General features: G+C 68.0%; 21 protein-coding genes and 1 pseudogene. 11 read left to right on the forward strand and 11 right to left on the reverse strand.

Going from position 1 to position 26,469, the window contains the following annotated elements:
- Window positions 1-33 precede the first annotated feature (33 nt).
- Genes ACIGNX_RS30860 through uvrA form a run of 3 tightly spaced genes read right to left on the reverse strand, consistent with a single transcriptional unit; the run spans window position 34 to window position 3,619 of the window.
- Entirely contained in the window at window positions 34-486 is a 453-nt protein-coding gene (locus ACIGNX_RS30860) for an SRPBCC family protein (RefSeq protein ID WP_396544383.1), read from the reverse strand.
- A complete protein-coding gene (locus ACIGNX_RS30865) occupies window positions 477-749 on the reverse strand; it encodes a pentapeptide repeat-containing protein (protein WP_396544551.1) in 273 nt (90 codons plus the stop codon). Before ACIGNX_RS30865 ends, ACIGNX_RS30860 begins: the two co-directional genes overlap by 10 nt.
- Window positions 746-3,619, reverse strand: coding sequence for an excinuclease ABC subunit UvrA (gene uvrA / locus ACIGNX_RS30870; protein WP_396544385.1), 2,874 nt, complete (start codon window positions 3,617-3,619; stop codon window positions 746-748). The genes ACIGNX_RS30865 and uvrA overlap by 4 nt, the downstream gene beginning before the upstream one ends.
- A gap of 231 nt (window positions 3,620-3,850) precedes the next feature.
- Here uvrA and ACIGNX_RS30875 point away from each other — a divergent pair, with 231 nt between their 5' ends.
- Window positions 3,851-4,642: a maleylpyruvate isomerase family mycothiol-dependent enzyme gene (locus ACIGNX_RS30875; RefSeq protein WP_396544387.1), complete on the forward strand. Its 792-nt coding sequence runs from the start codon at window positions 3,851-3,853 to the stop codon at window positions 4,640-4,642.
- Between the two features lie 101 nt (window positions 4,643-4,743).
- Here the strand turns inward: ACIGNX_RS30875 and ACIGNX_RS30880 are convergent.
- Window positions 4,744-5,685 (reverse strand): annotated as a pseudogene (locus ACIGNX_RS30880) (acyltransferase family protein); the annotation flags it as partial.
- Window positions 5,686-5,802: 117 nt separating this feature from the next.
- Here ACIGNX_RS30880 and ACIGNX_RS30885 point away from each other — a divergent pair.
- The 5 genes from ACIGNX_RS30885 to ACIGNX_RS30905 all read left to right on the forward strand — a co-directional run bounded on the left by ACIGNX_RS30885 (window position 5,803) and on the right by ACIGNX_RS30905 (window position 10,516).
- Window positions 5,803-6,480 carry an MBL fold metallo-hydrolase gene (locus tag ACIGNX_RS30885; RefSeq protein WP_396544389.1) on the forward strand — a complete coding sequence of 226 codons (678 nt, stop codon included), beginning with the start codon at window positions 5,803-5,805 and terminating at the stop codon, window positions 6,478-6,480.
- 145 nt (window positions 6,481-6,625) lie between these two features.
- Complete coding sequence (locus ACIGNX_RS30890; RefSeq protein ID WP_396544390.1) at window positions 6,626-7,240, forward strand: helix-turn-helix domain-containing protein; 615 nt, start codon at window positions 6,626-6,628, stop codon at window positions 7,238-7,240.
- Window positions 7,241-7,496: 256 nt separating this feature from the next.
- Entirely contained in the window at window positions 7,497-8,390 is an 894-nt protein-coding gene (locus ACIGNX_RS30895) for a hypothetical protein (protein ID WP_396544392.1), read from the forward strand.
- Window positions 8,391-8,789: 399 nt separating this feature from the next.
- Window positions 8,790-10,154, forward strand: a complete 1,365-nt coding sequence (locus ACIGNX_RS30900; protein WP_396544394.1) for a hypothetical protein — start codon at window positions 8,790-8,792, stop codon at window positions 10,152-10,154.
- Window positions 10,082-10,516, forward strand: coding sequence for a hypothetical protein (locus ACIGNX_RS30905; RefSeq protein WP_396544395.1), 435 nt, complete (start codon window positions 10,082-10,084; stop codon window positions 10,514-10,516). The genes ACIGNX_RS30900 and ACIGNX_RS30905 overlap by 73 nt, the downstream gene beginning before the upstream one ends.
- 163 nt (window positions 10,517-10,679) lie before the next feature.
- Here ACIGNX_RS30905 and ACIGNX_RS30910 read toward each other — a convergent pair whose 3' ends face one another.
- From ACIGNX_RS30910 to ACIGNX_RS30935, 6 genes are all read right to left on the reverse strand, one after another.
- Window positions 10,680-12,215 (reverse strand): N-6 DNA methylase, encoded by a 1,536-nt coding sequence (locus tag ACIGNX_RS30910; RefSeq protein ID WP_396544396.1) that lies wholly within the window; start codon window positions 12,213-12,215, stop codon window positions 10,680-10,682.
- Window positions 12,212-13,552, reverse strand: a complete 1,341-nt coding sequence (locus ACIGNX_RS30915; RefSeq protein WP_396544398.1) for a restriction endonuclease subunit S — start codon at window positions 13,550-13,552, stop codon at window positions 12,212-12,214. The genes ACIGNX_RS30910 and ACIGNX_RS30915 overlap by 4 nt, the downstream gene beginning before the upstream one ends.
- Window positions 13,549-15,678, reverse strand: coding sequence for a type I restriction-modification enzyme R subunit C-terminal domain-containing protein (locus ACIGNX_RS30920; protein WP_396544400.1), 2,130 nt, complete (start codon window positions 15,676-15,678; stop codon window positions 13,549-13,551). The genes ACIGNX_RS30915 and ACIGNX_RS30920 overlap by 4 nt, the downstream gene beginning before the upstream one ends.
- Window positions 15,581-17,059 carry a DUF4145 domain-containing protein gene (locus tag ACIGNX_RS30925; protein ID WP_396544402.1) on the reverse strand — a complete coding sequence of 493 codons (1,479 nt, stop codon included), beginning with the start codon at window positions 17,057-17,059 and terminating at the stop codon, window positions 15,581-15,583. The genes ACIGNX_RS30920 and ACIGNX_RS30925 overlap by 98 nt, the downstream gene beginning before the upstream one ends.
- A 241-nt stretch (window positions 17,060-17,300) precedes the next feature.
- A complete protein-coding gene (locus ACIGNX_RS30930) occupies window positions 17,301-17,681 on the reverse strand; it encodes a hypothetical protein (RefSeq protein WP_396544404.1) in 381 nt (126 codons plus the stop codon).
- 63 nt (window positions 17,682-17,744) lie between these two features.
- Window positions 17,745-18,986 carry a helix-turn-helix domain-containing protein gene (locus ACIGNX_RS30935; RefSeq protein WP_396544406.1) on the reverse strand — a complete coding sequence of 414 codons (1,242 nt, stop codon included), beginning with the start codon at window positions 18,984-18,986 and terminating at the stop codon, window positions 17,745-17,747.
- Window positions 18,987-19,321: 335 nt separating this feature from the next.
- Here ACIGNX_RS30935 and ACIGNX_RS30940 point away from each other — a divergent pair, with 335 nt between their 5' ends.
- The 4 genes from ACIGNX_RS30940 (at window position 19,322) to fxlM (ending at window position 24,958) form a co-directional block, all read left to right on the forward strand.
- Window positions 19,322-19,474, forward strand: coding sequence for an FxLD family lanthipeptide (locus tag ACIGNX_RS30940; protein ID WP_396544408.1), 153 nt, complete (start codon window positions 19,322-19,324; stop codon window positions 19,472-19,474).
- A 68-nt stretch (window positions 19,475-19,542) separates the two neighbouring features.
- Complete coding sequence (locus ACIGNX_RS30945) at window positions 19,543-22,536, forward strand: lantibiotic dehydratase (protein ID WP_396544410.1); 2,994 nt, start codon at window positions 19,543-19,545, stop codon at window positions 22,534-22,536.
- The gene (locus ACIGNX_RS30950; RefSeq protein WP_396544412.1) at window positions 22,533-23,681 is read left to right on the forward strand and encodes a lanthionine synthetase C family protein; all 1,149 of its coding nucleotides are present in this window, start codon (window positions 22,533-22,535) and stop codon (window positions 23,679-23,681) included. The genes ACIGNX_RS30945 and ACIGNX_RS30950 overlap by 4 nt, the downstream gene beginning before the upstream one ends.
- Window positions 23,682-23,710: 29 nt before the next feature.
- Entirely contained in the window at window positions 23,711-24,958 is a 1,248-nt protein-coding gene (gene fxlM, locus ACIGNX_RS30955; protein ID WP_396544414.1) for a methyltransferase, FxLD system, read from the forward strand.
- A gap of 510 nt (window positions 24,959-25,468) precedes the next feature.
- On the opposite strand, the gene ACIGNX_RS30960 is transcribed toward fxlM, so the two are convergent.
- Window positions 25,469-25,723: a hypothetical protein gene (locus tag ACIGNX_RS30960; RefSeq protein ID WP_396544416.1), complete on the reverse strand. Its 255-nt coding sequence runs from the start codon at window positions 25,721-25,723 to the stop codon at window positions 25,469-25,471.
- Between the two features lie 248 nt (window positions 25,724-25,971).
- On the opposite strand from ACIGNX_RS30960, the gene rnhA reads away from it, so the two are divergent.
- Window positions 25,972-26,463, forward strand: a complete 492-nt coding sequence (gene rnhA / locus ACIGNX_RS30965; protein WP_396544418.1) for a ribonuclease HI — start codon at window positions 25,972-25,974, stop codon at window positions 26,461-26,463.
- Window positions 26,464-26,469: the final 6 nt, after the last annotated feature.

The raw sequence follows: 26,469 nt of genomic DNA on the forward strand, positions 1-26,469 counted from the left end.
GCCCGGCAGGCGTGGCCGGCGCACCGGGACGGCTCAGCCGACCGGCGCGGCCAGGTAGGTGCGCAGGCCCCGCCTGCCGCTGCGCATCATCAGCTCGTGGTTGGCCTTGAGCAGCGGCCGGAGCACCAGGGCCAGGCGGCGCAGCAGGGGCTTGCGCACCACCACCTCCTGGTCGTACACCAACCGGGAGCCCGAGCCCTCGGGCAGGACGCGCCAGCTCGCCGTGCCGTCCAGGTCGCCCACCAGGTCGGCCCGCAGCAGGCCGGTGTCGGGTTCCTTCGCGTTGTGGCGCGCCTGGAACACCAGCTCGTAGGGCAGCACGGACCGGCACCGCAGCTCGGCCGCGTCCTCCGCGACCTGGCGCGCCTGCCGCACCTCCGGCCACCAGCGCGGGTAGCCGCCGAGGTCGGCGAGCACCTCGAACACCCGCTCGGGCGGGCAGTCCACCGACCAGACGCTGCGGAAGCGGTACGAGTTCAACGGCATGCCGCCCTGGTTATCCACCACGGCCGCCACTCCAACCTCGTACCGCCGACCGCTCGCTCGTCACCCGGCTCCGCCCACCGGTGCCCGGCTCCGCTCGGCCGGGCGCCTACCAGCCGGGCACGGACCAACCAGGTGCCGACCAGCAGGGCACCGACCAGCAGGGCACCGACCAGCAGGGCACCGACCAGCAGGGCACCGACCAGCAGGGCACCGACCAGCCGGGCACCGACCAGCCGGGCACCGACCAGCCGGCCGTCGATCAGCCGGCCGCGGCCGTGGCCGGCAGGACCTCGCGCAGGAACTGGCCGGTGTAGCTGTCCGCGACCTGCGCGACCTGCTCCGGGGTGCCCTCGGCGACCACCGTGCCGCCGCCCGAACCACCCTCCGGGCCCATGTCGACCAGCCAGTCCGAGGTCTTGATCACGTCGAGGTTGTGCTCGATCACGATCACCGTGTTGCCCTTGTCGACCAACCCGTTGATCACGCCCAGCAGCTTGCGGATGTCCTCGAAGTGCAGGCCCGTCGTCGGCTCGTCGAGGATGTACACCGTCTTGCCGGTCGACCGCTTCTGCAGCTCGGCCGCCAGCTTCACCCGCTGCGCCTCACCGCCGGACAGCGTCGGCGCCGGCTGCCCCAGCCGCACGTACCCCAGGCCCACGTCCACCAGCGTGCGCAGGTGCCGGTGGATCGCGTTGATCGGCTCGAAGAACGTCGCGGCCTCCTCGATCGGCATGTCGAGGACCTCGGAGATCGTCTTGCCTTTGTAGTGCACTTCCAGCGTCTCGCGGTTGTAGCGGGCGCCCTTGCACACCTCGCACGGCACGTAGACGTCCGGCAGGAAGTTCATCTCGATCTTGATCGTGCCGTCGCCCGCGCACGCCTCGCAGCGCCCGCCCTTGACGTTGAACGAGAACCGCCCCGGCTGGTAGCCGCGCACCTTCGCCTCGGTCGTCGCGGCGAAGAGCTTGCGGATGTGGTCGAACACGCCCGTGTAGGTGGCCGGGTTCGACCGGGGGGTCCGGCCGATCGGCGACTGGTCGACCTGCACCAGCTTGTCCACCTGCTCCAGCCCGCGCACCCTGGTGTGCCTGCCCGGCACCTGCCGGGCGCCGTTGAGCTTGTTCGCCAGCACCGTCGCCAGGATGTCGTTGACCAGCGTCGACTTGCCCGACCCCGACACGCCGGTGACCGACACCAGGCAGCCGAGCGGGAACGACACGTCGATGCCGCGCAGGTTGTGCTCCCGCGCGCCGACCACCGTGAGCTGCCGCTTCTTGTCCACCTTGCGGCGGGTGGCGGGCATGGTGATCTCCTTGCGCCCCGCCAGGTACGCGCCGGTGATCGACTCCTTGTTCTTCAGCAGCGCCTGGTACGGGCCGCTGTGCACGACCTTGCCGCCGTGCTCGCCCGCGCCGGGGCCGATGTCGACCACCCAGTCCGACGTGCGGATCGTGTCCTCGTCGTGCTCGACCACGATCAGCGTGTTGCCCAGGTCGCGCAGCCGCGTCAACGTCTCGATCAGCTTGTGGTTGTCGCGCTGGTGCAGGCCGATCGACGGCTCGTCCAGCACGTACAGCACGCCCACGAGGCCCGAGCCGATCTGCGTGGCCAGCCTGATCCGCTGCGCCTCACCGCCGGACAGGGTGCCCGAGGCGCGGTCCAGCGACAGGTAGTTCAGGCCCACGTCGAGCAGGAAGTGCAGCCGCGCCTGGATCTCCTTGAGCACCGCGCCCGCGATCATCGCCTCGCGCTTGCCCAGCTTCAGCCCGTCGAGGAACTCCGAGCACTCGGCCACCGACATCGCGCACACCTCGGCGATGGACTTGTCGCCCTTGCGGCCGTGGTGCAGCGTGACGGCGAGGATCTCCGGCTTGAGGCGCGTGCCCTGGCACGTCGGGCACGGCACCTCCCGCATGTAGCCCTCGTACTTCTCCCGCATGTACTCGGACTCGGTCTGCTCCTGCCGCCGCTCCAGGAACGGGATCACGCCCTCGAAGTTGGCGTAGTAGGAGCGCTCGCGGCCGTAGCGGTTCTTGTAGCGGACGTTGACCTGCTCGTCCACGCCGTGCAGCACGGCCTTCTGCACCTTGGCGGGCAGCTGCCGCCACGGCGTGTCCATCCGGAACCCGATCGCGAGGCCCAGCGACTCCAGCAACCGGGTGAAGTACTCGGCGGTCTGGCCCGACGCCCACGGCGCGATCGCGCCCTCGCCCAGCGACAGCTCGTCGTCCGGCACGACCAGCTCCGGGTCGACCTCCTTGCGCACGCCGATGCCGGTGCACGCGGGGCACGCGCCGTAGGGCGAGTTGAACGAGAACGACCGCGGCTCCAGGTCCTCGATCGCCAGCGGGTGGCCGTTCGGGCAGGCAAGGTTCTCCGAGAAGCCGCGCACCCGGCCGGGGTCGGTCTCCGGGACGTCGACGAACTCCAGCTCGACCAGGCCGTCGGCCAGCCGCAGCGCCGTCTCCACCGAGTCCGTGAGCCGCTGCTTGGCGCTCGCCTTCACGCTCAGCCGGTCGATCACGACCGCGATGTCGTGCTTCTCCTGCTTCTTCAGCTTCGGCACCTCGGCGAGGGCGTACACCGCGCCGTCGACCTTCGCCCGCGAGTAGCCCTGCGACTGCAGGGTGGAGAACAGGTCGAGGTACTCGCCCTTGCGGCCGCGGATGACCGGCGCGAGCACCTGGAACTTGGTGCCCGGCTCCATCGCCAGCACCTGGTCCACGATCTGCTGCGGCGTCTGCTTGCTGATCGCCTCGCCGCACTTCGGGCAGTGCGCCTTGCCGGCGCGCGCGTAGAGCAGCCGCAGGTAGTCGTAGACCTCGGTGATGGTGCCCACGGTCGACCGCGGGTTGCGGCTGGTCGACTTCTGGTCGATCGACACGGCGGGCGACAGGCCCTCGATGAAGTCGACGTCCGGCTTGTCCATCTGCCCGAGGAACTGCCGCGCGTACGCCGACAGCGACTCCACGTACCGGCGCTGGCCCTCGGCGAAGATCGTGTCGAAGGCGAGGCTGGACTTGCCCGAGCCGGACAGCCCGGTGAACACGATGAGGCTGTCCCTCGGCAGGTCGAGGTCCACCCCTCGCAGGTTGTGCTCGCGCGCCCCGCGAACGACAAGCCGGTCTGCCACTACGGTTCCCTTCGGTTTTTGACCTTCCCCCGAACAGGCGTTCGAAAAGCGTATCGGACCACCGCGTCGGTCCTGTCGGGGAGGGCGCCCACCATGCTAGGTGCGACCACCGACAAAAACGTGACGGGAACACTCGCCCGATCGTGCGCCAACGGCTCTACCGGTCGGTAGTGAACGCCCCTACGCTGGGGTGATAGGCCGTTCGGCCGCACACGCCGGGATGAGGTGCCCATGAGCTCCGCTGATGCCGCCCAGGTCCGATCCGACCCGACGAGCGTACCCGCGCCCCGCGAGCAGTCGGCCGCGGTCCAGGACGCGGTCACCGGGCTCACCGAGGTCGAGCGGGCGACCGGAGCGCTGTACGAGGTCGTCGCCGAGCTCGACCTGCGCGCCTTGAGGGGCCCCAGCCTGCTGCCCGGCTGGAGCCGCGCGCACGTGGTGACGCACCTCGCCCGCAACGCCGACGCCCTGGTGAACCTGCTCACGTGGGCGAAGACGGGCGTCGAGCACCAGATGTACCCCAGCACCGCCGACCGCGACGCCGACATCGACGAGGGCGCGGGCCGGTTGCCGCAACTGCTGCGCGCGGACCTGGACGCGGCGTGCCAGCGGTTCGCCGCGGCGGCCCGCGACCTGCCGCCCTCGGCGTGGGAGGCGGAGGTCGCGCACCCGCGGTCCGGGCCGTTCCCGGCGCACCGGGTGCCGTGGCTGCGGCTGCGCGAGGTGTGGTTCCACCTGGTCGACCTGGACCGGGGCGTCGGGTTCGCCGACCTGCCGCCGGAGCTGCTGGAGGGCTTCCTGGACGACGTCGTCGGCCAGTACGCCGACCGGCCCGACGTGCCGCCCGCGCGGGTCGAGGCGGTGTTCCCGGACGGTCGTCAGCGCAGCTGGGGGCTGACCGCGGACAGCGGCGACTCACCGGACGTGAGCGGCGCGGCGGCCGACGTGCTGGCGTGGCTGACGGGCCGCCAGAGCGGCGCCCGGCTGAACGGGACGGCGCCGACGTTGCCCAGGTGGCTCTGAGCGACGTGCAGGCGGGCGGTGAGCAGCAGCCCCGCCAGCGCGGGCCGGCCCGCCGTCAGCACGCGGTGCGCCGGCCGTTCCACGAACTTCGTCAGCAGCCAGCCCAGGACGACGGCCGAGGCGAAGAAGAACGCCAGCTCGACCAGCGGACCGCCGCCGAGGGGCGCGACGGCGGCCATCACGAGGTAGCCCAGCTCCTGGTGCACCAGGTACACGCCGTAGGTGATGCCCGCCAGCCACCTGATCGGCCGGGCGAGCAGGCGGACGGGCCCGAAGTCCCAGTCCCGGCCGCCGGCCGCGGCGCACACGCCGACCAGCAGGACGCCGAACCCGACGGTCGAGCGCAGGTCCGCGCTGTGCCACGCCTGCGCCAGGAGCGCGGCCGTGAGCAGGGCGAACAGGTGCCGGTCGCCGAGCCGGCCCTTCGACCACAGCCAGACGGCGATGCCGATGGCGAACAGCTGCGCGCGGTGCGCGCCGAGGCCGTTGTAGAGGGTGTTGAACAGGCCGGGCGGGATCGCCCAGTCCTTGACGACCACGGGGACGACGATCAACGCCCACAACAGCGCCTTCACCGACCGGCCGCGCACCCGTGACGCCAGCACCGCGCCCGCGACGAACCCGGTGACCTGGATCGGGAGGGTCCAGTAGGAGACGTCGACCAGGCGGGCGTCGGGGAACCAGCTGTGCAGCATGAGGACGTTGACGAGCAGGTCGCGCGGGGTCAGCTCGCTCCAGCCGGCCGGTGCGACGTGCCGCAGCACGAAGTAGGTGCACACGGTGGCGACCAGGTAGGCGGGCAGCAGGCGAGACAGGCGGTTGCGCAGGAAGCGGGCGGGTTCGCCCTTGGCCAGCGAGGCGCAGGCGAAGAACGCGGAGATCACCACGAGCGTGCTGGCGCCGAACTCGAAGCCGAAGACGAACGCGGGCCTGCTCAGCTCGGGGTGGTTGGCCGGGCCGACGCGGGTCGCGTGCTGGAGCAGCACGCACAGCACGGCGAGGATGCGCAGGACGTCCCAGTTGATGTGACGCTTGGTAGGCACGAGGTGGCGGAACCCTAATCAGACGACATCGGTGGAGCGGCGGCGGATCGTTATCAAGCCTAAGGGGTGGACCTGTGGGGATCCTGAAGGGTGCCGGGTCGGATACGGTCGGCCATTGTGGACGTACTAGAGGACTACACGGGGCACGTGACGCCGGGCGGCCCGGCGGCGCGGCGCACCCTCGACGCGCTGACCATCACGAAGGTCTCCGTGGGACCGATGGACAACAACGCGTACCTGCTGGTCTGCCGCGCGACGAACGAGGGGCTGCTGATCGACGCGGCCGCCGACCCGGAGCGGCTGTCGGACGTGGTCGGTCACACGGTCGACCGGCCGAGGCTGAAGACCGTCGTGACGACGCACCGGCACCAGGACCACTGGGGCGCGCTGGGTGCCGTCGCGGGCGCGAACGGCTCGAACACGATCGCGCACGCGGCGGACGCCGAGGTGCTGCCGATCCCGCCGGACGTGCTGGTCGAGCACGGCGACACGGTGCACGTCGGCGACGTGCCGCTGACTGTCGTCCACCTGCGCGGCCACACCCCGGGCTCGATCGCCCTGCTCTACCGCGACCCGACGGGCCACCCGCACCTGTTCACGGGCGACTCGCTGTTCCCCGGCGGTGTGGGGCGGACCACGTCGCCGGAGGACTTCAACTCGCTGATCAACGACGTGACGGCCCGCATCTTCGCCGAACTGCCCGATGACACCTGGTTCTATCCCGGTCATGGGGATGATTCCACGCTCGGAGCAGAGCGCCCCAAGCTCGGCGAGTGGCGTTCGCGCGGCTGGTGAGCTGATGGACCTCCCGGACGGGGCCGCCTGACTTATCAGGCGGCCCCGTCTGCTGTTGGCGCAGCGCGACGGGGCCTCGATCGGACGCAGGAGGTCCGACCGTGCGCACATCGTGCCAGGTCCACGGTTCGCAGGCGGTGCTGTCGTGAGCATCGAGGCGATCAACTGGGCGCTCAACCACGCCCCCATCCCCACCGACCGCAAGGACGCGTCAACGCTGGCGATCACTTTGATCGCGCTCGCCAACCACGCCGGTCCGGACGGCACCGACGCCTTCCTGTCGGTCGACCTGATGACCACGTACACCCGGCTGTCCCGCAGGACCGTTCAGCGCTCACTGCGGTCGTTGGAGGAGCTGGGCCTGATCCGCAAGGGCAACACCCGCGTGCGGGATGCCCGGATCGAGCGAGCCGACCGGCGCCCGCAGGTCTACAACCTGGTCCTGTCCGCACGGTTGTCCACAGGTCAGCCGACGGAGCGTCAGGATGGCACCCCGCTGACCAGCACGGGGCGTCGCCAACGCACGAACGGGGTGTCAGGAGCGACCAAGCGGGGCGTCAACACGACGCCCGAACCGTCCTTTAACCGTCCAGCGCCGAGCGCGCCCGGTGGGCGCTCGGCGGTGTCGCCGGAGTGCGGGCAGTGCGACGCCCGGCCGGGTGACCCGATCTCCGCCCGCGTGATCTGGGCCGACGAAGACCGCACTCGGTCCACGCCATGCCCGTGCTGCGCGCCGCAGCGGCTGGGAGGCGCGCGATGAGCGGGCGCGTCCACCTCGTCTACCGGGAGCCAGCCACCACATTTCACCCGAATGGGTGGACTTCGGCGCCGTACTGCCTGGATGACCAGGCCACCGCAGAGCGGCTGCGTTACGCGACCAACTTCTTGTCCGGGCGGAGTGCCGCCGAACGTCGCACCTGGCACATCACCGACTGCCCCGGAAACGACTGCGGGGTGCGGCGATGAATACGGCACCTCCGATGCCCGAACCGAGTGACGACGACGTGGAGCGCACCGTGACCGAGCTGGAGAAGTACGTAGCCGGCTACGCGCGGGCCGTCGAACCAGCGGAGTCGAAGCGGGTTCGCGATCTGCGGTCCGAGGTCGTCGAGGCACACGCGCTGCTGGCGTTGCAAGCCGACACAGCGCCGTTGCTCGTGGATACCGACCGCGTCCGGCGGACCCGCAAGCGCGCCGCTGAGGCCGCTCGGCTGCACGCCCTCGCACAGAACCCGGCGGCGCGGGCGTGGCAGGCCACACTGGTGCGGCTCGTGCTGACCGCCGTCGCGTTGGCGGCGCTCGTCGGCGCGCTCGGCTGGTCCACCACGGGAGTGCACTACACGCTGACCCGGAGCATGACCGAGCGGGACGCGGCGTGGTGGGGCGCGTGGGCGGTCGAGCCGGTCATCTCCGCCGTGCTGCTGGTCGTAGTGGCGGCCAAGGCTTACCTCGCGACACGGGGCCGGACGCTGACGCACCGGCACCTGAGCGTCGTGGAGTTCGGCGCGCTGGCCGTCACGCTCACGCTCAACATCTGGCCCTACACCCCGTGGCAGGCCGACCGATTCGACGCAATGCAGCTACTCGCCCACGCGATCGGCCCTCTGGTCGCTATCGGCGCTGTCGCCGTCATGCCGGTCATCTGGACCGCCTTCGCCGACCTCGACCACGGCCTACCGGTAGCCGCTACCACCCCGGAGTACAGGCACAACGTCCCCAGAGAGGAACCCAAGCCGAGGCGGGCTACCGACGTGCGTACCGCTCTACTGGTGAGGCGCGCTCGCCAATTGATCACCGGTGGACAACTGCCCACGGACCCGTCGGCCACCCGCCTGCGCGAGGCCCTGGGATGCGGCACCGATGCCGCACGTGAAGTCCGCGACGCCCTTCGCACGAAGGGAACGGAGTAACCGAGCCACAGACGAAGGACCGGCCCATCGGTGGCGAACTGATCGTGAGTCCCTCCCCTGCTTCGGCCGCCCCGCTCGGACAACCGGACGTGATGGACGGCGAGCTGATCACCGACGCCGAGTATTCGCGCACCCACCGACTGGCCGAGAGCGCAAGGTCGCGGCTGCTGGCGCAATGGCAAAGCCGTCAATCGGCCGGACAGGCTGGGTTCGAGCTGGCCGGTCTCGCGGTGTTCGTGCCGGTTCGCCTCCTTGCCGCCGTCGGTCGCGGCCTGGCCCTGTCCGCGGGTGCGTGGTGGCGGTGGGTTCGGGTGACCGACTTCTATGACGCCGCGAGGGCCACTGACAGCCTGGCCGCGAGGTGGCAGGAGATCGCCGTCATCCCGCCGCAGGCGGGGTGTGATCTCGCTCGTCGCCACAGGCACCACCGCGCTCGGAGGCCTGGCCACCGAGCTGATTGCCGGATCCCTGCCGCTCCTGATCACAGGTGGTGTCGTCTCGGCGGGGCTGGCGGTCGCAGGGCGACGCAAGGACGGCGCGGGCGGACGCAGCACCCGACTTGGTTCGCGTTCACTGGCGTGGCTGATGAACGGCGACCACCTGGTCGTCGCGTTCAAGGCGGCGAAGTTGATCGGCAAGGATGAGAGCCTGATGCTGGTCAAGGCGCCGCGTCACGACGGCACTGGATGGGCGCTGACCATCGACCTGCCGCCGTCGCGCAAGGCGTCCGACGTGATCGCCAAGCGCGAGGCGCTGGCCTCTGCGCTCGCGGTGGACGAGGTTCGGCTCATCGTCGAGCGCGTACGCGGCGACGACGGCCACGCCGGACGGCTGGCCCTGTGGGTCGGTGACGCCGACCCGTACGCGGCTGAGCCCGTGCCGAGCCCGCTGGGTACGGCCGCGAGCTGGGATCTGTGGAGCCCACCGCCGTTCGGCACCACCGCCCGCGGCACGGCCGTGTCCCTGCCCGTGGTGTGGACATCACTGCTCATCGGCGCCATCCCTCGCCAGGGCAAGACGTTCGTGATGCGCCTACCGCTCACGGCCGCCGCGCTGGACCCGCACGTGCGGCTAATCGTCGCCGATGGCAAGGGTGGTAAGGACCACCGCCCGTTCGAACAAGTGGCACACCGGTTCATCCGCGGCTCACGCGAGAGCGACGCCCGGCGGCTGATCCACGCGCTGGAGGAATGCGCCGCCGACGTCGCCGACCGGTTCGACCGCCTGTCCGAGATGGATGACGAACTGTGCCCGGAATCCAAGGTCACTCCGGAGATCACCCGTGATCCCAAGCACAGGATGCCGCTGAGCGTGATCGGCATCGACGAAGTGCAGAACTACCTCGGCATGGACATCCCCTTGGACCCCGACAACCCGAAAGGCAAGAAGATCGGCCAACGGATCTGCGAACTGCTGACCTACATCGCCAAGACCGGCCCGGCCGCCGGCTACTCCCTGATCCTCGCCACCCAGAAGCCTGACGCCCAGGTAATCTCCGACGGGCTACGCGGCCAACTCGGCACGCGCTTCGCCCTCAAGGTCATGACATACCAGGCGTCCGAAACCATCCTCGGTGCAGGCACCTACAAGGCAGGCATGGACGCCTTACGCCTGCTCACCAGTCACAAGGGCATCGCCCGCTGCTCGGCGCGGACGGCGAGACGGAACTGGACGCGGGCTCGGCCGTCACCGTGCGGACCCACCTGCTCCACATCACCGCCATCCGCGCCGCCTGCAAACGCGGCCGAGCCCAACGCGAACTAGCCGGGACGCTGACCAGCGACGCCACAGGACAACGCGAACTTGCGACACTGGACACAATCACCACCGCGCGGCTGGCCAGCGCGGTGGACGCCACCACGACCGAACCCGCAGACCCGACGGCAGCGGAACTACCGGAGGTCTTGGCATTGCTCGCTGGCGAACTGACCGACGACGAGCACGGCCTTGTCGCGACCGCCGAGATGGCTGCTCGCATCGGTTGGCAAGCGAAACTGTTCGGTGAAGCGCTCCGTCGCGCCAGCGTGAACCCGCCAACCCCACCCAGGCAACGCATCGAAGGCTCGACCAACCCGGTGTCGGTAACCGACCTGGACACGGTCCGGACGACGATAACCGAACGCTGAGCTGGGCTGGGTGGGTCGGCACAGCGTGTGCCGATCCACCCCTTTACCTCAGAAAGCACAAATGCAGTCGTGACCTGCACCGAGAGCGAAAAACAGCGATCCGAGCCCACGTGCCGACCGCTACCTGCAGTCCGCACAGCCCACTCGCGTTACAGCTTCCGGCTTATTCGTCGGCCAGACGCCCTTCCCGCTCGGCCTTGGCCAGTTGCAGGGCGTCCGCGACTGCGGCGAACTCATCCAACGCCGCTTGCAGATCCTCGACAATTTCCTGCGCGATAACTTCCGGACGTTGCAGGTTGTCGCTGTCCTCTAGATCAGGATCGCGCATCCAGGTGATGTCGAGGTTGACTTTATCGCGGGCAAGCAGTTCGTCGTAGGTGAAGCACTTGAACCGCTCGGACTCACTGCGACCGTGCCGGTCATTGGCGTTGTACGCGTTGACAAAATCGTCCAAATGATGCGCCTGAAGCTTGTTCTGTCGCAACGTGAAATGCTGACCGGTACGAAGGTCATACACCCACAACTTCGAAGTCCACGGCATCTCCGGGCGGGCGCGCTTGCGGTCGAAGAACAGCACATTAGCCTTTACCCCACCCGCGTAGAAGATGCCCGTAGGCAGGCGGAGCAGCGTATGTACGTCGCACTCATTGAGCAGGCGTCGACGGATCGTTTCGCCCGCACCACCTTCAAATAGTACGTTGTCCGGCACGACCACTGCGGCCCTGCCGTCGATCTTGAGCATGTTCGCGATGTGCTGAACGAAATTTAGCTGCTTGTTGCTCGTGGTCACCCAGAAGTCGGCGCGGTCGTAGCTTACATCCTCGCGGGTGACCTTACCGAACTCATCGACAGAGGCGAAACCAGACTTACGTCGAAATGGAGGATTGGCCAGTACCAGCGTCGCACGCTCATTCGGCGCGGTCGGCCTCGACAAGGCGTCGCGGACACTAATGAGAGCCTTACCGCCTGGTTCGCCGATGCCGTGCAGCAGGAGGTTCATCTGCGCCAGCCGGGCCGTCCCGTGCACGAGCTCGATCCCGGAGATGCCACCGTTGCGAAGGTTCTGCGCATCCTCCTTTGTCAGCTCCTCGCTATGACTACGTTGGATGTAGTCATGGGCGGCAAGCAGAAAGCCGCCAGTGCCACAGGCAGGATCGACGATGGTGTCGTCTGGCCGTGGCTGCACGCAGCGGATCATCGCATCGATAAGCGGGCGCGGTGTGAAGTACTGCCCGGCACCGGACTTGATGTCCTCGGCGCCCTTCTCCAGTAGTGACTCGTATGCATCGCCCTTGATGTCGACGCCGGTACCCGACCAGTTGACCTTGTCGATCAGGTCGACGATAAGACGCTTCAGCGTCGCCGCGTTGCGGATTTTGTTCTCAGCACCGTGGTAGATTAGACCGAGCGCAGTGTCCGGCTTCTTGCCAAGCTGGCCGAGAATGTTCTCATAGGTTGTCTTAAGATCGTCAGCGTCTGTGTCGACCAGAGTTTGCCAGCCCAGGTGGCCGGGCACGACTTCCTTGACGGTAAACGACTTTCGACCCGCGCGCTCCTGTGCCATTTTGAGGAATAGCAGCAGAGTCAACTGATCGACATAGTCGATCGTGGATACGCCGTCGTGCCGCAACACGTGGCAGTAGCTCCATAGCTTGTCGACAAGCTGCTTGGCCTCTGCGGCCGTCTTCGGCACTGTCACAGCAGAGCCTCCTGGGTCTTATTTCCGGCCTGCCGAGCGCGTGCCCGTTTCGACTGTGCGGCTCGCTCCGCGCGAACACGCTCCAGCAGCACTCCAGCAGGCTCTTCGGTGGGATCTTGCGGCACCAGTGCGCCTGCGAAGGCGTCGGCAAGAAGGGCATGTCGGAGTTGTCCAGCACGGCGGCGTGCGATATCGAGAGATTCGGAGAGGCGCGCGATATCTCGCAGCAGTTCCCCGGTTTCCGTGACGATGCGCTCCTGTTCAGCAAGCGGCGGGATTGGAAACTCCACCGACTTGAATCGAGCCGCCGACAAGTGTGCGATATTCGTCGTAATGCGAACTTCCCGCACAAAACGACGAGCATGCATGTGTCGTCGAAAGACCAGCAGTGCCCATTCGGGAAGTACATCGGAGTTGGCCTTGAACCGCAACAAGCTGTTGGTGAAGGCGAACTCGTCTTGGGTGCCCCGATACATAGCCGGCCTGCCCAGATACTCCGGACTCTGCCCCTCGTTTAGTAGGATATCCCCTGGGTAGAGTTTGAACCGCTCAAACACTTCAGGGGGAAAACTCATCTCCTTTACGTCTCCGAAGTCGAGGCGATTCTCGAAGACGTTGGCAACCCTAAGGTAGGGACGCATATGAGGACCTGTGTGCCAATCCGGATGACGCTGCCTACCCAGTTCGACATGTCCGGCTTGACCGACGGTCACACAGCGCCAATGAGCCGGACCGGGCACCGGAAGGGCTTCCACGATCACCCGCTTCGTCAGCGCCCGAAGCCGCGAGCTTGCCGCTTTGACCTGATCCCTACCAGCATCCAGCCGAGAGAGGTGGTCTTCCAGGGTCGCAACAATCCGCCTTTGCTCGGCGGTAGGCGGAAGCGGAAGCGGCAACCGCCGAAGCTGCCGCTGTGGAAGATGTTTAATCGTACTTCCGCTTGAGTATGGCAGCAGTTTGTTACTCAGGCTGAGGTACTCCAACAGGTATCGCAGATAGCGGACTTCGACTCCACGTGCGGGACGTACGCGATGAAGAGCTTTCTGATACGCCATGTAGGAGGTCGAGCCCGGCCAAATTGCGCACCGGCCGATCTCGCCGCCCTCGCACACAAGAAGGTCGCCAGCCTTCAGTTCATAGGCCGCACGCATGTCGGATGGAACGTCCATCGTGGCGACATCGGATAGATCGAATTTGCCCCATTGCACGTTCACGTTGCGCAGATACGGTACTAAGTGCTGATTGGTGGCGCGACCCTTGTCGAGCATTTTACCCAGACTTGTTTCCGCTACTTCACCCAGTTCTACCCATTCCCAGCCTGGGGGTAGGTCACTCATGCGGGGAGGGTCCTATTCAGCTCGTCCAGCAGTTGTTCCGCGCGGTCGTCTCCGAAGTCGCGGATGAAGCCGTCGACGCCGCCGCGTTCAGTGAACGGTACGCCATCGAGATCGTCAGGAGTCACGAGGAGGCGGTTGGCCAGGGTGACTGCGATCTTCTCGATCCACCACCGCTGGTCAACGGTGAAGCGCACGCCGCTCTGCTCTTGGCGGGCAAGCCAGTTCGCGAGCGTGTCTTCGACCCGACTACGGTAGGTGCGCAGCTCGGAGTCAAGACCGAGTTCGTAGCGCAGGATGGTCATCAGCTCGGGAACGCCCTTGCGACCACCGTTGCCCTTGGCGATACCGAGGTTCTGGTAGGCCCTCCAGAGAACTTCCGGCGTCCAGCGGTAGGGCGGCGACTCGATCTTCGCGGCCAGTCGCTTGAGAGACCTGTAGACGTCGGCGGGGTCGCGTCGAGGCTCGCTGAAGGCTACCCGCAGCGCTGTGATCTCGTCGGCGTTGTCTTGCAGGTACTGCCGCCAGTCCTCGACCACCTGCTGCGGCCCGTTTTCACCCATGAGCCGGGCTTCGACGGACACCACTCGGTCGAGGGTGTGTTCGTCGTAGGGCAGGTCGTACTTGCGGCGGATGGTGAGGATGCGTGCCCGCAGCTCGGGTCGCTCGGCAAGGGTGCGCACGGCGTCGAGCACAAGTTGTTGCTGGGCTTCCGGGCCGCCCAATTGCAGCGCGATCTCCTGGGCCTCCTCATCGGTGGCACGCTCCAAGCCCTGGACGATCTCCTTGATCGTCTCGCCACTGGCAAGCTCGGTCAGCTCGTCCCGTTCGTCCGGTGTGATCTGCCGGTCGAGCGCGCTTAGCCGCGAGGCGAGCGCGGCTGCCTCGTCCACGGAGATACCCTGGCTGGCGGCGCGGTTGAGCAGCTTCTCCAGGCTGACTTGCCGTTGGGTAGCAGGCTGCAACGGCTTGGCGTCGACCAAGGGCGAGTCGGTCACGCCGATCGGGTCGACCAGCAGGAACTTCTCCTTGGCACGCGCGTCGGGGGTGACTCGTTGGAACTCGTCGGTGTCGATCGTGCGGGCGCCTCGCCCCTTCATCTGCTCGAAGTAGGTCGCGCTCGACACACCGCGGAGAAACAGGACGCACTCCAGCGGCTTCACGTCGGTGCCAGTCGCGATCATGTCGACGGTGACCGCGATGCGGAACGCTGCGTCGTTGCGGAAGTCGGCGATTAGCTGCTCGGGGTTCTCCGCCCGGTAAGTGATCTTCGAGCAGAACTTCGTGTCTCCGCTGAAGATTTCACGGACGATGTCGACAATCTCGTCTGCGTGCTGGTCGGTCTTGGCGAAGATGAGTGTCTTGGGTACGAGCTTGCGCTTCGGGAAGTACTGGGGCCAGTCGTCGTGGAACCGCTGGATCACTGTGCGGATCTGACTCAGGTTCATCACGGTCCGGCCAATGGCGTCCGCGCTGTAGTCGAGGTTGGTGTCGAGCTGCTCGTACCGCTCACGCCGGGTGTGCAGGTCGACGATGCGCACCGGGACGTTCGCCGGGATGCTGCCGCCTTGCTCGCCGACCACAGTCCGGATCCGCATGATGTCGAAGTCGACGTTCACCTGATCGGCAACGGCCTGCCGGTAGGTGTACTGGCTGACAAGGTTCTCGTGGAAGAAGCCGAACGTCTGGGCCACCGGCGTGGCCGTGAGGCCGACCATGTGGGCATCGAAGTACTCCAGCACCGCGCGCCACTTGCCGTAGATCGACCGGTGGCACTCGTCCACGATCACCAGGTCGAACGTCTCCGGCGGCAGCGCGACGTTGTACTCGACCTCGACCGCGTCATCCACCTGGTAGTCGTCGTCGCGCTCATCCTCCGGCACTTCCTCGCCACGGAGCATCGAGTACAGCCTCTGGACCGTGCTGATCACGACGTGGGTTGAGTCGAGCACGACACCGCTGTGCAATCGCTGCACGTTGTACAGCTCACCGAACGGCGTCCCGTCCTCGGGCGTCCTGAAGTTCTCGAACTCACCTTGCGCCTGGCGGCCGAGGTTGTTGCGGTCCACCAGAAACAGCACGCGCTTCGCCCCCGCGTGGCGGAGCAGCCGGTAGGTCTCGGTGACCATCGTGAACGTCTTGCCCGCCCCCCGTGGCCATCTGGATCAGAGCCCGCGGCTTGTCGTCGGCGAGGGACGCCTCCAGGCCGCTAATCGCCTCTACCTGCGCTTTTCGTAGGTCTTCGGTGATCAGTTCCGGCATACGACGGAGCCTGTGCCGATAGGTCGGAGCCTCCGTGTTGGCCTCGGCCTCCCTGATCCACCGGGCGATGGTGGCCGGTTGGTGGAAGGAGAACAGTCGCCGCGGCCGGCCGACCGGGTCGAGGGTGTTGGTGAATCGGGTCTCCACCGCGGTCGACTCGTAGCGGAACGGCAGCGGCGTGCGCCACGCCGCGAGCTGCTGGCCGGCATCCAGTCCGGACGCATAGCGCTCGGTCTGACGGTTCACCGCACCCAGGCTCACGCCTTCTCGTTTGGCCTCGATGACGCCCACCAGTTTCGCACCGACGTACAGCAGGTAGTCCGCCCGGCCCGTGGCCGTCGCCACCTCACGGACGGCCACACCGAGCTTTGCGTGCACGTTCATGGCTGCGCGGTCCTGCACTACCCACCCGGCGGTGGTGAGCATCCGGTCGATGATCCGCCGGACCTGAGCCTCACTGAGCAGCGGACGACTCGCGATCGCCGCACGCTCGACATACTCGTCCCGCAGGGCGGAGTCGATGGGTGCCGCGTCAGAAGCCTTCGCGTTGAGCTGGCGCTGCAACTCGTCCACTTTGGTGGAGAGCTGCCGGACCAGTTCCTGCAATCCGGCCTGTGCCTGCACCGCGCGTAGGATCTCCTGGCTCGCCGCTGCCTGAGCAGCCACTTCGGCGGTGGCCCGAGCCGTCCTGTCGTCGATGGTCGTCTTCATCTCGACGAGTTCGGCGTGGTACTGGCTCAGAAGCTGACGCAGCTCCGCCAGCGCTTCCGACTCCTCGGCAACCACCGGCTCCGGGGCGGCCGAGGGCTGAGGCGACACGAACGGCGGGGCCGCGTCGCGGCTTCCGCTGACCGTGCGGCTGAACCAGGCGCCAAGTTCGTAGCATGCCCTGACCAGCAGCAAGGCGTCTCGCTGAGCGGCGTACCCTTCATGAACAGCCTGGTTACCGATAGTGCGAACTTGTTCAAACCAACCATGAACGCGTTGGTTGATCAACCCTTGGTCGCTGAGTATCTTAAGGCGTTTGAACTGCTTGTCCGGCATATTGGGTATGCCGAACTGAATGAAAGCTCGCGCCGTCAGCGCTTCACCGAACAGGCGACATTTGAACATCGCCGTATTCGGGTCGGTAAACACCGCAGCCTCGGCAGCCGCGCCGTGCACGACCAGCACAGGCTCATGGGTCAACAAGTGACCGAAGTTCGCCGTACGTTGAGCCAGCTCATGAACCTGCTGGTCTACACCCATAACGTCCCCTGCCTGACTCCGCGCCCCTGTTGCGCTTGGCTCAGCTAGAGATCATCGCGCAACGCGGCGACGATGTTACAACTCGAACGCGCTGCTTCGCCGTGGAATTACGAGACAAGTCGGCACTGGTCACCATCGGTTCCGCCTCGCAGACGATGCAAGACGCTGATCAGCGAATTCCGCCCCCAAGCCACGGTGTTCGCTGTGGCGCGGTCCGCTCGACGTCTGAGGTGGCGACAGTTCACTCCCCAGGGACGTAGTCCTGTTCGACGCGCTCGAAGATGTCGGCATCGGTCTCCTGCTGCCAGGCTGGTAGCTCGTCCCAGTCGGCAACGTAGGAAGGCTTGGGGTCGGGAAAGTGCCGGTGGATCTGGCCAGTCCAGCAGGCAGCGATGAACTGGCCCTTCTGGGTGCGAGTCAGCTTGGCGGCTTGACCAGCGGTGATGGTGAGAAAAGCCAGGACCTGCGAGTAGACCGCGGAGGCGGAGGCGCGTTCCCAGTCGGGGGTGTCCTCCCAGGCGGCGACGTAGCCAGGTTTCGGCTCGCCCAGGTAGTGCTTGCGGACCCCGGCGATCCACGCCTCCCGGAAGATCCTTCCGCCTTCGGTGTTGCTCGCGGACACGCGCGTTCTCCTTGGATCCTTATGGTGACGATTGCGGTCGGTTCGGGCGCGTCAGGCTGGTGATCAGGCAACACCAGCACGGACGGCGAACTCGCGCAAGCCTGTCAGCGACGGCCCGGAAGAGCGCAGTTGCCGGGTCAAGCGGTGCGCCCACGGGCGCAGCCTGACTTCTTGCGGGGCGGCGCGTTCGGCGGCGAGCAACGCGTGGAATGCCTGTTCTCGCTTGCCCCAGGCGCCGAAGGTCAGGGCGACGTCCTCCCAGTAGCGCACCAGCCGCTCGGTGACGGTGATCGTGCCGGGCCGGATGGCGCGGGCCGCCTGGATGGCGGTGCCGTAGTCGCCGAGCTTGCGGTGCACGCTGATCTCGTACAACCCCAGGTAGCGGGCGTCCACCGCTGACGGGGTGAGCGTGGTGGGCAACGCCGTCCGGGTGGTACGGGCCGCGGTGGTCGCCTCGGCGTGCAACTCCAGAGCGGTGTCACGGCGGCCGGCGATGGCGGCGGTATACGCGCCGGTCTCCAGCAGCATCGCGTAGGCCGCGCCGTACCCAGAGCTGGCCAGGCCGGCATCGGAATGCAGTTTGCCTGCGGTGTCCACGACCAAGTGCTGGGCCTTGTCAGGCTGCTCGAACCGGCGCAGCACGACCGCACCCATCTGAGCGGCTTCGGCCTCCACCAGCAGGTTCCCGGACGCGCGGGCAGCCGAGAGTGCCTGGTCAGACAGACCGGTGGCCAGTCCGTCCTCGCCTAGCCGCAGCGCCAGCCAGGTGGCGTGCCGGTAGGCGGTGGCCATCAGCGCGTCCACTTCGCCACGTTGTTCGGCGTCCACGGCGGCGCGCGTGGCCTGCGCGTGGCGGATTACCTGCGGCAGGCCAGCGGCCAACTGGGAGTACCGGCAGGCCAGGTAGTCGGCTTGAACGCGGTCGACCAGGCGACGCAGCTCGTCGACGGTCACGGGTCCGGTTGTCGTGGACTGGGCGTGGGCGTCGGGCAGGCCGAGCAACGCGGCCCCGGCGACACCGAGCACCCCGGCCAGCAGTTCTCGACGCAGCACGTCATCACCGCCATTCAGAGGGTCTGCTGGCCCTACGGTAGCGAGTCCCAGCCGCTGCGGGTGGATGCCGTAGCGGTCGGCCAGCCGCCGCAATGTGTCAGTGTCCACCGGACGTCCACGTTCGATGCGGGACAGCGCCGAGCCGGAGTAGCCCAGCAGCTTGCCAGCTTGGGCCAGGGTGAGGCGGCGTCTCTGGCGCTCGGCGCGCAGGACGTCCCCAGGGGATGGATCCGACATCTCCGTGATCCTCACGTGTCCCGCCTCTACTCCACCAGACCCAATCGGGTCAAGAGGCTGCCCGGAATCGGCACACCGTGCGCACGCAGCGCACACGAGCTCCCGATGCGACCTGAACCGTCGTTAGCTGGCTCCAGCGGACATGGCGTCCAGCGGACCAGGTGAAACGGAGCATCCCACGTGATTCACCCTTCGCCGAAGAGGACTGGACTACCAAGACCTCGACGTCCTCACGGCGACACCGATCACCACCAAGTTGCTGCACCACCGTGCCGCCTTCCCGAATGGCCTCTGCTGCCAACCGCAAGATCACACGTGCGATGCGCGTGTAACGAACGAAGGAGACCAACGTGACTACTGCCCTTCAGGACGCCCCGACGGGCGCCTTCGACCTGGACGTACGGATTGAGACCGAACAGGTGGGGGTCGAAGACGCGGCGTGTGCGACCGACGACGGCTGCGGGCACACCTGCGAGCTTTCTGCCTGCCACTCGCAGCGGTGATCTGACGACGACGAGCGACGTGGGGCCGGGTGCGAAGCCCGGCCCCATGCCGGGAGGAGGGCGTAGACATGTGCGCTGACAAGGGTTTCGTCCACTACCAACACCACGGGACCGGGTTGCTCCGGGCAACGGCTGAAGTCATCGACGTCCGCCGTTGGCCGGATCCTGACGACGAGCAGGACTGTCGTTCGTGGTTGGTCGAAGCCTGGCCCCTTCCCGGAATCGCCCCGGCGATCCGGCACGCCAGCCCCGTCCTTGCCACCCGCGTGGAGACGATCCTGTCGGGCGACGCGGTGGCAGCACGGGACGTCCGACGCGCCACCCTGTCCGTCGTCCGGTACGTGTTGCGCGCTCGTGGCCGACCGACCCCGTTCGGCACCTTCGCCGGCGTGAGCACGCTGGCCGTGGGAACCTCGACAGACGCTCGTTTGGGTACGGGTCATCGTCCTGTCGTGCGTGCGGAGACGCGCTGGCTCCACCGGGTCGTGCAACGCCTGGAGGACTGCGCTGAGCTGGTGGCGCGGTTGGATGTCACCGTCAACGACGCGGCGGAACTGCGCGCCGGACGGTGGGAACTGCCCGGCCCGCGCAAAGTCAGCGTCCGAGCGACATCCGCGGTGGCGATGGTTCGGGACGAGGCCGCCGTGCCAATCGGTTTCGGTGTCCTCTCGGACAAGCTGGCCCACGCCTTCCCGGAGGGCGGGGACGCCTCGGCGATGCTGATGTCCCTCCTGCGAAACGGTCTCCTGCTCACCTCGCTGCGCGCCACGGGCACGGTCACCGACCCGCTGGCGTTCCTGGTGGAACGTCTGCGGGACGCGGGTTCCGACTCGTTGCCCATCGCCCCCTTGGCGGAGGAACTGAACCGGATTCACCGCGCGATCACCGAACACAACCACACTCCCAGCGAGCAGGCCCGCGTTGACCTGGCTTCGCGGATGCGGGAGGTCGCGGACTCGGTGCGCGTGCCGCTGTCGGTCGATCTCCGGCTCGACGCTCACGTGCAGCTGCCGCAGCAGGTGGTCCGGGAGATGCAGCGCGCCGCTGGCGTGCTGGCACGGCTGACCCGTGAAACCACCGGCAGCCGCGAGTGGCGAGAGTGGTTCGCCGCGTTCTGCGAGCGCTACGGCACCGGCACGCTCATACCACTGCGGATGGTCCTGGATCGAGACGGCGGAATCGGCCTGCCCCGCGGCTATCCGGGCAGCCCGCGGCCTGCCCACCGGCACGTGTTCTCGGCACGTGACGAGCTGCTGCTGGCTTTGGCTGCCGAGGCCACCGCCCTCGGACAGCGAGAGGTCGAGCTGGACGAAGCGCTGGTGGAGAAGCTGGCTGCCGCCAGCGGTGAGCGGGGGACACCTCCGCCGCACGTCGACCTCGGTGCGCGCATCCACGCAGCCAATGCCGCCGCTCTGGACCGTGGCGAGTTCACGCTGACGGTGTCGCCCGGACGGGCCGCCGGGACGCTGACCTCACGGTTCACCACTCTGGTGCCAGAGGCGGGGCTGGCAGCGATCTTCGCCGCGTTGCCGACCACGACCGCCGGCGCGGCGCCGGTGCAACTGTCGTTCTCCCCGATCTACCCGGCTGCGGAGAACGTGTGCCGGGTGCCCGCGTACCTGCCGGACGTCGTGTCGATCGGCGAGCACGTCCCTGATGGGGCGATCCGCGTTGACGACCTTGCAATCACCGCAACGCACCGACGCCTGCACCTGGTGGACCTTCCTCGTCGCCGCGTCGTCGAACCGCAGGTGTTGCACGCCCTGGCACCCAAGCAGCAGCCGGCGATGGCACGTCTGGTCGGCGAGCTGTCCCGCGCCCTGGACGTCGGTTGGATCGGGTTCGACTGGGGCGCGGCCGACGCGCTGCCCTTCCGGCCGCGAGTGCGCTACGGGCGGGTCATCCTGTCGGCGGCCCGGTGGCGGCTTGTGCAGGCGGATCTGCCGATGAATCCGGCTGAGTGGGATCAAGCCCTGCACTCCTGGCGGACGACGTGGCGCTGCCCGGCACGGGTCGAGCTGCGCGACTTCGACCAGTTGCTGCCGCTGGACCTCGACGTGTCCGCACATCGAACGATCCTCTACCGGCACCTGCGCAAGCACTCCGAAGCCGTGTTGCTGGAAGCAGCCGACCCGGACGCGGACGGGTGGCTTTCCGGTCATCCGCACACCGTGGTGCTGCCGCTGACGTCCGTGCGGGTGCCTGAGCCCGCTCCGGCCGTCGAGGTGCTACCGATCCTGACCCGCGAACACGGCCACCTGCCCGGCTCGGCCAGCTCTTCCTGGCTGTACGCCAAGCTCTACCTCTCTGCGGGCCGGATGGACCACCTGCTCGTCCATGAATTGCCCGCACTGCTGGCCGCGCTCGGCGACCGCGCGTGCTGGTTCGTCCGCTACCCGCAGGCCCGGGAAGGGGAGGAACCCGATCAACTGCGGCTGCGGGTACGCGTGCACCGCGACACGCCGGGCGATACCGACCAGACGCTGGCCGCCGTCACCGCATGGGCTGACCGGCTGCGCGCCGAAGGGCTGATCGGGCGGTTGGCGTTCGACACCTACTTCCCCGAGGTCGGCCGCTACATCGCCATGAACGAGGCCGAGGAAGTCTTCACCGCGGACTCCCACCTGGTGCTCGCCCAGCTCACCCACCTGGCCCCCGACACCGTCGCCCCGACCGTGCTCACCGGGCTGTCGATGTTCGACATGGCCGCCGCGTTCCTCGGCAGCCGTGCCGTGGCTTCGGACTGGCTGAGCACCCCGGCCACGCCCGCTGCTCCCGACCGCGCGGAGGTCAACGAGGTCACGCGGTTGGTCCGCGACGGATGGCAGGCTGGCATTCCCGGATGGTCCGCCGTCTCGGAGGCTCACCGGCAACGAGCCGACGCGCTCGCCCGGTACCGCGGAGCGCTGCCCGAAGGTGTGGACATCGACCGCGTGCTGCACTCACTGCTGCACATGCACCACAACCGCGCGCTGGGCGTGAACCGTGACCGCGAGGCGATCTGTCTGCGGTTGGCGCGGCAGGCCGCCGCAGCCTGGCGAACCACCCAGGACATCGCATGACAGTCCGAGGACGTGGCCAGGTCCGTGACGTCAGGACCGCCCGATGGGCGCAGTCACTGGCTGACGGTGCGGCGGGCACGGCACTGCTGCACTTGGAGCTGGGCGAGGACGCTGAGGAGTGGCTGACGGCGATGGTCGCCGAACCGGTGCTGGCGCACCCGCACCAGGCCACGCTGTTCGACGGCGCACCGGCTGTGGCTTTCACCCTCGCCGCAACCACCCACCACCGTGCGCTGGCCGCAGTGAACGAGCATGTCGAGGCGGTCATCCGCGCCCGCTTGGACGCCGCTCATCGCCGGATCGACTCCGGCGAACTGCCTGCCAAGCGGGAGTTCGACCTCGTCTCCGGGCTGACCGGCCTCGGCGCGTACCTCCTGCGCCGCCACGGCAGCACGGAGCGGCACGGAGTGCAGTTGGCTGACGTGCTCGTCTACCTGGTGCGTCTGACCGAACCACGCCACGATGGCCTGCCGGGCTGGTGGACCACCAGCGGACCAACCGGTCCCGGCCCCGACTGGGCGGGCGGACACGGCAACCTCGGCGTCGCGCACGGCATCGCCGGACCGTTGACGCTCCTGGCGCTGGCGATGCGGCGTGGGATTGTCGTACCCGGTCACGCCGAGGCGGTGGACCGCATCTGCCGCTGGCTGGACCACTGGCGTCGCGGGAGCGGGCACCGGTCGTGGTGGCCCGGAGCGATCACTCGAGCCGAACACCTCACCGGCGCCCTACGATCGGCTGGCCCGCACCGCCCGTCCTGGTGTTACGGCACTCCCGGCATCGCCCGCGCCCAACAACTGGCCGCACTCGCCCTCGGCGACATCCGCCGGCAGCGCTTCGCCCAGCGGGCACTGGCCTGGTGCCTGACTGACGAAGCCCAATTAGCCCAGCTCAGCGATGTGTCGCTGTGCCATGGGTGGGCCGGGGTGCTGCACACTGCCTGGCGGGTGGGAGAGCACGATGAACAGGTGCGCGCCCACGTTCCCCGGCTCGTCGAGCGGCTGACCGAGCACCTGCTCCACCACCCGCCGCCTCCGCACGGGCTGCTGAACGGGGAAGCCGGTGTCCGGCTGGCACAGCGTGCCGCGACCACCGACACGACGCCCATCACGCGATGGGACGCCTGCCTGCTGCTGGACGGTTGACCATGACCGCTGAACGACGAAAGGACCCGATGGACTCCGACACCGCCATCGACCCGACGGCCGAGACCGCCGCCTCACCCGAGGCGTTGCGCGCTGAGATGGTCGAGAAGGTGCGCAAGGCCGGGTATGCCCAGCGCGAGGAGGTGGAGCGGGTCCTGCGGAACACGCCCCGCCACGAGTTCGTGCCCGAGGCCGACCTGAAGTCCGCCTACAACCCGTGGCAGGCGGTGATCACCCACCGCTTCGAGGACGGCCGCTCGCTGTCCTGCGCATCGGCGCCGTTCGTGGTCGCCATGATGCTCGACCAGCTCGACGTCCAGCCGGGCAATCGAGTCCTGGAGATCGGCGCCGGAACCGGCTACAACGCCAGCCTGCTCGCTCGGTTGACCGGCCGCGCCGACCTGGTGACCACCATCGATATCGACCCGGATGTCACCGCGCAAGCCTCACGCAACCTGACCACAGCAGGTCACGCCGACGTCCAGGTGATTACCGGTGATGGCGGGCTCGGCTCCGCCGACCACGCGCCTTATGATCGCCTCATCGCCACCGTCTCGCCTTGGGACATCCCCGCCGCCTGGTGGCAGCAGCTCGCCCCCGGCGCACGGCTGGTCGCGCCGCTGCGCTGGCGCGGTCAGGCACGCAGCGTCGGCTTTACCTATACCGACGGTCGGCTGGTCGCCGACTCGATCCACCTGTGCGGCTTCGTGTACCTGGTCAACGCCGACGAGGGCGAACTCAGCGGCCCGATCACCGCCGACGAGACGGTCAAGCTCCACTGGGACCGGGACCAAGCCATTGACCTGGACGCACTGCGCGGAGTGCTCGACCAGCCGCGCACCACCGCCTGGTCGGGCGTCACCATCGCCGGCGACGAGTCACACGACGGGATCTGGCTCCGCCTTACTGTCACCGACCAGCGCGTATGCCGGATCGACGCCCACTCCGACGTCGCGCCTGAGGTGTGCGACCCGATCCAGGCGTTCCGGTCCCCGGCGCTGGTCGACGGCGACTCCCTGGCCTACCTCACGTCGCGCCGCCAGACCAATGGTGACGAGGTGCGGTGGGAGCTGGGCGCGATCGGCCACGGCCCGGCCGCCGACGAGTTGAGCGAGCACCTGTGCGATGAGATCCGAGCCTGGACGCCCGAGCGCGATCGACGCAAGCCCACGCTGATCGTCTACCCCGCCGCCACGCCGGAAAGCGAGCTGGCCGGCCCTGCCATTGACAAGACCCACAGCAGGTTCCTGCTCACCTACAACGACGTAGCCGGGTGACCTCAAGACCACGCTGTGCGGACTAAGGGGTGAGGTCCACACTCCCAACCAGGTCCGCACGGCCCGCGTTGAGGCTGGTCCGTCGACCGCAGACGTCGAGCGGGTCGGCACAGGACTCCACACTCCTGTGCCGACCCGCTCGGCGTCCGACAAAGGTCCAGGGCTGGGCAGCGCGGAGCACCGGTTCTGGTCCGGTGCTCCGCGCGGTTCAGCGTGTGCGCCTGATAGTCGGGTCTGGTTGAAATGAGAACGGCTCCGGGCGGTCAGTTGGTGGGTGCCGTTTGGCCAGGTAGGCGCTGTAGTTGTGCATCCTGGCCGCCGCGCGGGTGGCGGCGGTGGCTTGTGCTTGCTGGCGGCTCAGCTGTCTCCACGCGGCGATCTGGACCAGCAGTGCGACAAGCGCGAGGACAAGGGCTGCGGCAAGCAGGCCGGTGCTGTTTCATTGGAGAAGATGCCCGCCTTGAACACGTCGCGTGCGGCGGTGCGTAGTGCTGCTGCGACCTCGGTCTGTCAGAAAGGCTGGCCCCTGCGTGGTGCTGTGGCGGCCCGCTCGTAGACGCCGACCACCTCGGCCAGGGCACCCGGTTCAGAATCATCGAGTGCCCTCGCGACCGCGATGAGCATGTCCGCCGTGGCGTGGGCGACGTCGTCACCGGCGCTGCTGTCGGAGACATCGCCCGCGATGACGCCGCCGGTGAGGTGGCGCCGGGCGTTATCGACGGCCTGCGTCGCTCTGGTGAGCAACTCCTCGGGAATGTGGCGCACTTCCGCCTGCCCTTGGGCTGATTGGCCTGTGCTGGTCCACCTAGCGGTCAGCTTCGGAGCGGGCAGGTCATGAGCGAGACTGCTGCCGCTGAACCAGATCCGGCCGTCGGCAGATGCTTTCTCCTACTCTGCGCGCAACGCGTCCATGACAGCAGCGGGGTTGTCGCGGAACTCTCCTTACGCGACGGCCTCCACCGACGCAGTGCCGCCACGCGCAGCACACCGGACCACGCGCGAACGAGGTCGGTATGTTGCCCCGCATGGAGCAGGTGGTGGAGATCTACACCGACGGCGCGTGCAGCGGGAACCCCGGGCCCGGCGGGTGGGGTGCCGTGTTGCGGTACGGGGCGCACGAGCGCGACCTGTTCGGCGGGGAGTCGGCGGCCACCACCAACAACCGGATGGAGCTGATGGCGCCCATCCGGGCCTTGGAGACGTTGAAGCGGCCGTCCACCGTGCGGATCTACACCGACAGCACGTACGTCCGCAACGGCGTGCTGTCGTGGATGGCGAAGTGGAAGGCCAACGGCTGGCTCACCTCCGCCCGGCAGCCCGTCAAGAACGTCGACCTGTGGCGGCGCCTCGACGCCGCCACCGCTCCCCACCAGGTCGAGTGGCACTGGGTGAAGGGCCACGCCGGGCACCCCGAGAACGAGCGCGCCGACCGCCTCGCCGTGCGGGGTGTCCGCGCGGCGATGGGAGCGGACCTGCGGGCCGAGGTCGTGCACGACGGGGGCTGACCCCGG

Origin of the sequence: Actinosynnema sp. NPDC053489, assembly GCF_044544865.1 — a bacterium.
Lineage (GTDB): Bacteria > Actinomycetota > Actinomycetes > Mycobacteriales > Pseudonocardiaceae > Actinosynnema.

Coding starts and splice junctions, on each gene's coding strand:
- ACIGNX_RS30950 (WP_396544412.1), top strand. CDS start 22,533: ATGACAGTCCGAGGACGTGGCCAGGTCCGTGACGTCAGGACCGCCCGA.
- ACIGNX_RS30875 (WP_396544387.1), top strand. CDS start 3,851: ATGAGCTCCGCTGATGCCGCCCAGGTCCGATCCGACCCGACGAGCGTA.
- ACIGNX_RS30915 (WP_396544398.1), bottom strand. CDS start 13,552: ATGAGTGACCTACCCCCAGGCTGGGAATGGGTAGAACTGGGTGAAGTA.
- ACIGNX_RS30945 (WP_396544410.1), top strand. CDS start 19,543: ATGTGCGCTGACAAGGGTTTCGTCCACTACCAACACCACGGGACCGGG.
- rnhA (WP_396544418.1), top strand. CDS start 25,972: ATGTTGCCCCGCATGGAGCAGGTGGTGGAGATCTACACCGACGGCGCG.
- ACIGNX_RS30920 (WP_396544400.1), bottom strand. CDS start 15,678: ATGGTCACCGAGACCTACCGGCTGCTCCGCCACGCGGGGGCGAAGCGC.
- ACIGNX_RS30925 (WP_396544402.1), bottom strand. CDS start 17,059: ATGGGTGTAGACCAGCAGGTTCATGAGCTGGCTCAACGTACGGCGAAC.
- ACIGNX_RS30860 (WP_396544383.1), bottom strand. CDS start 486: ATGCCGTTGAACTCGTACCGCTTCCGCAGCGTCTGGTCGGTGGACTGC.
- fxlM (WP_396544414.1), top strand. CDS start 23,711: ATGGACTCCGACACCGCCATCGACCCGACGGCCGAGACCGCCGCCTCA.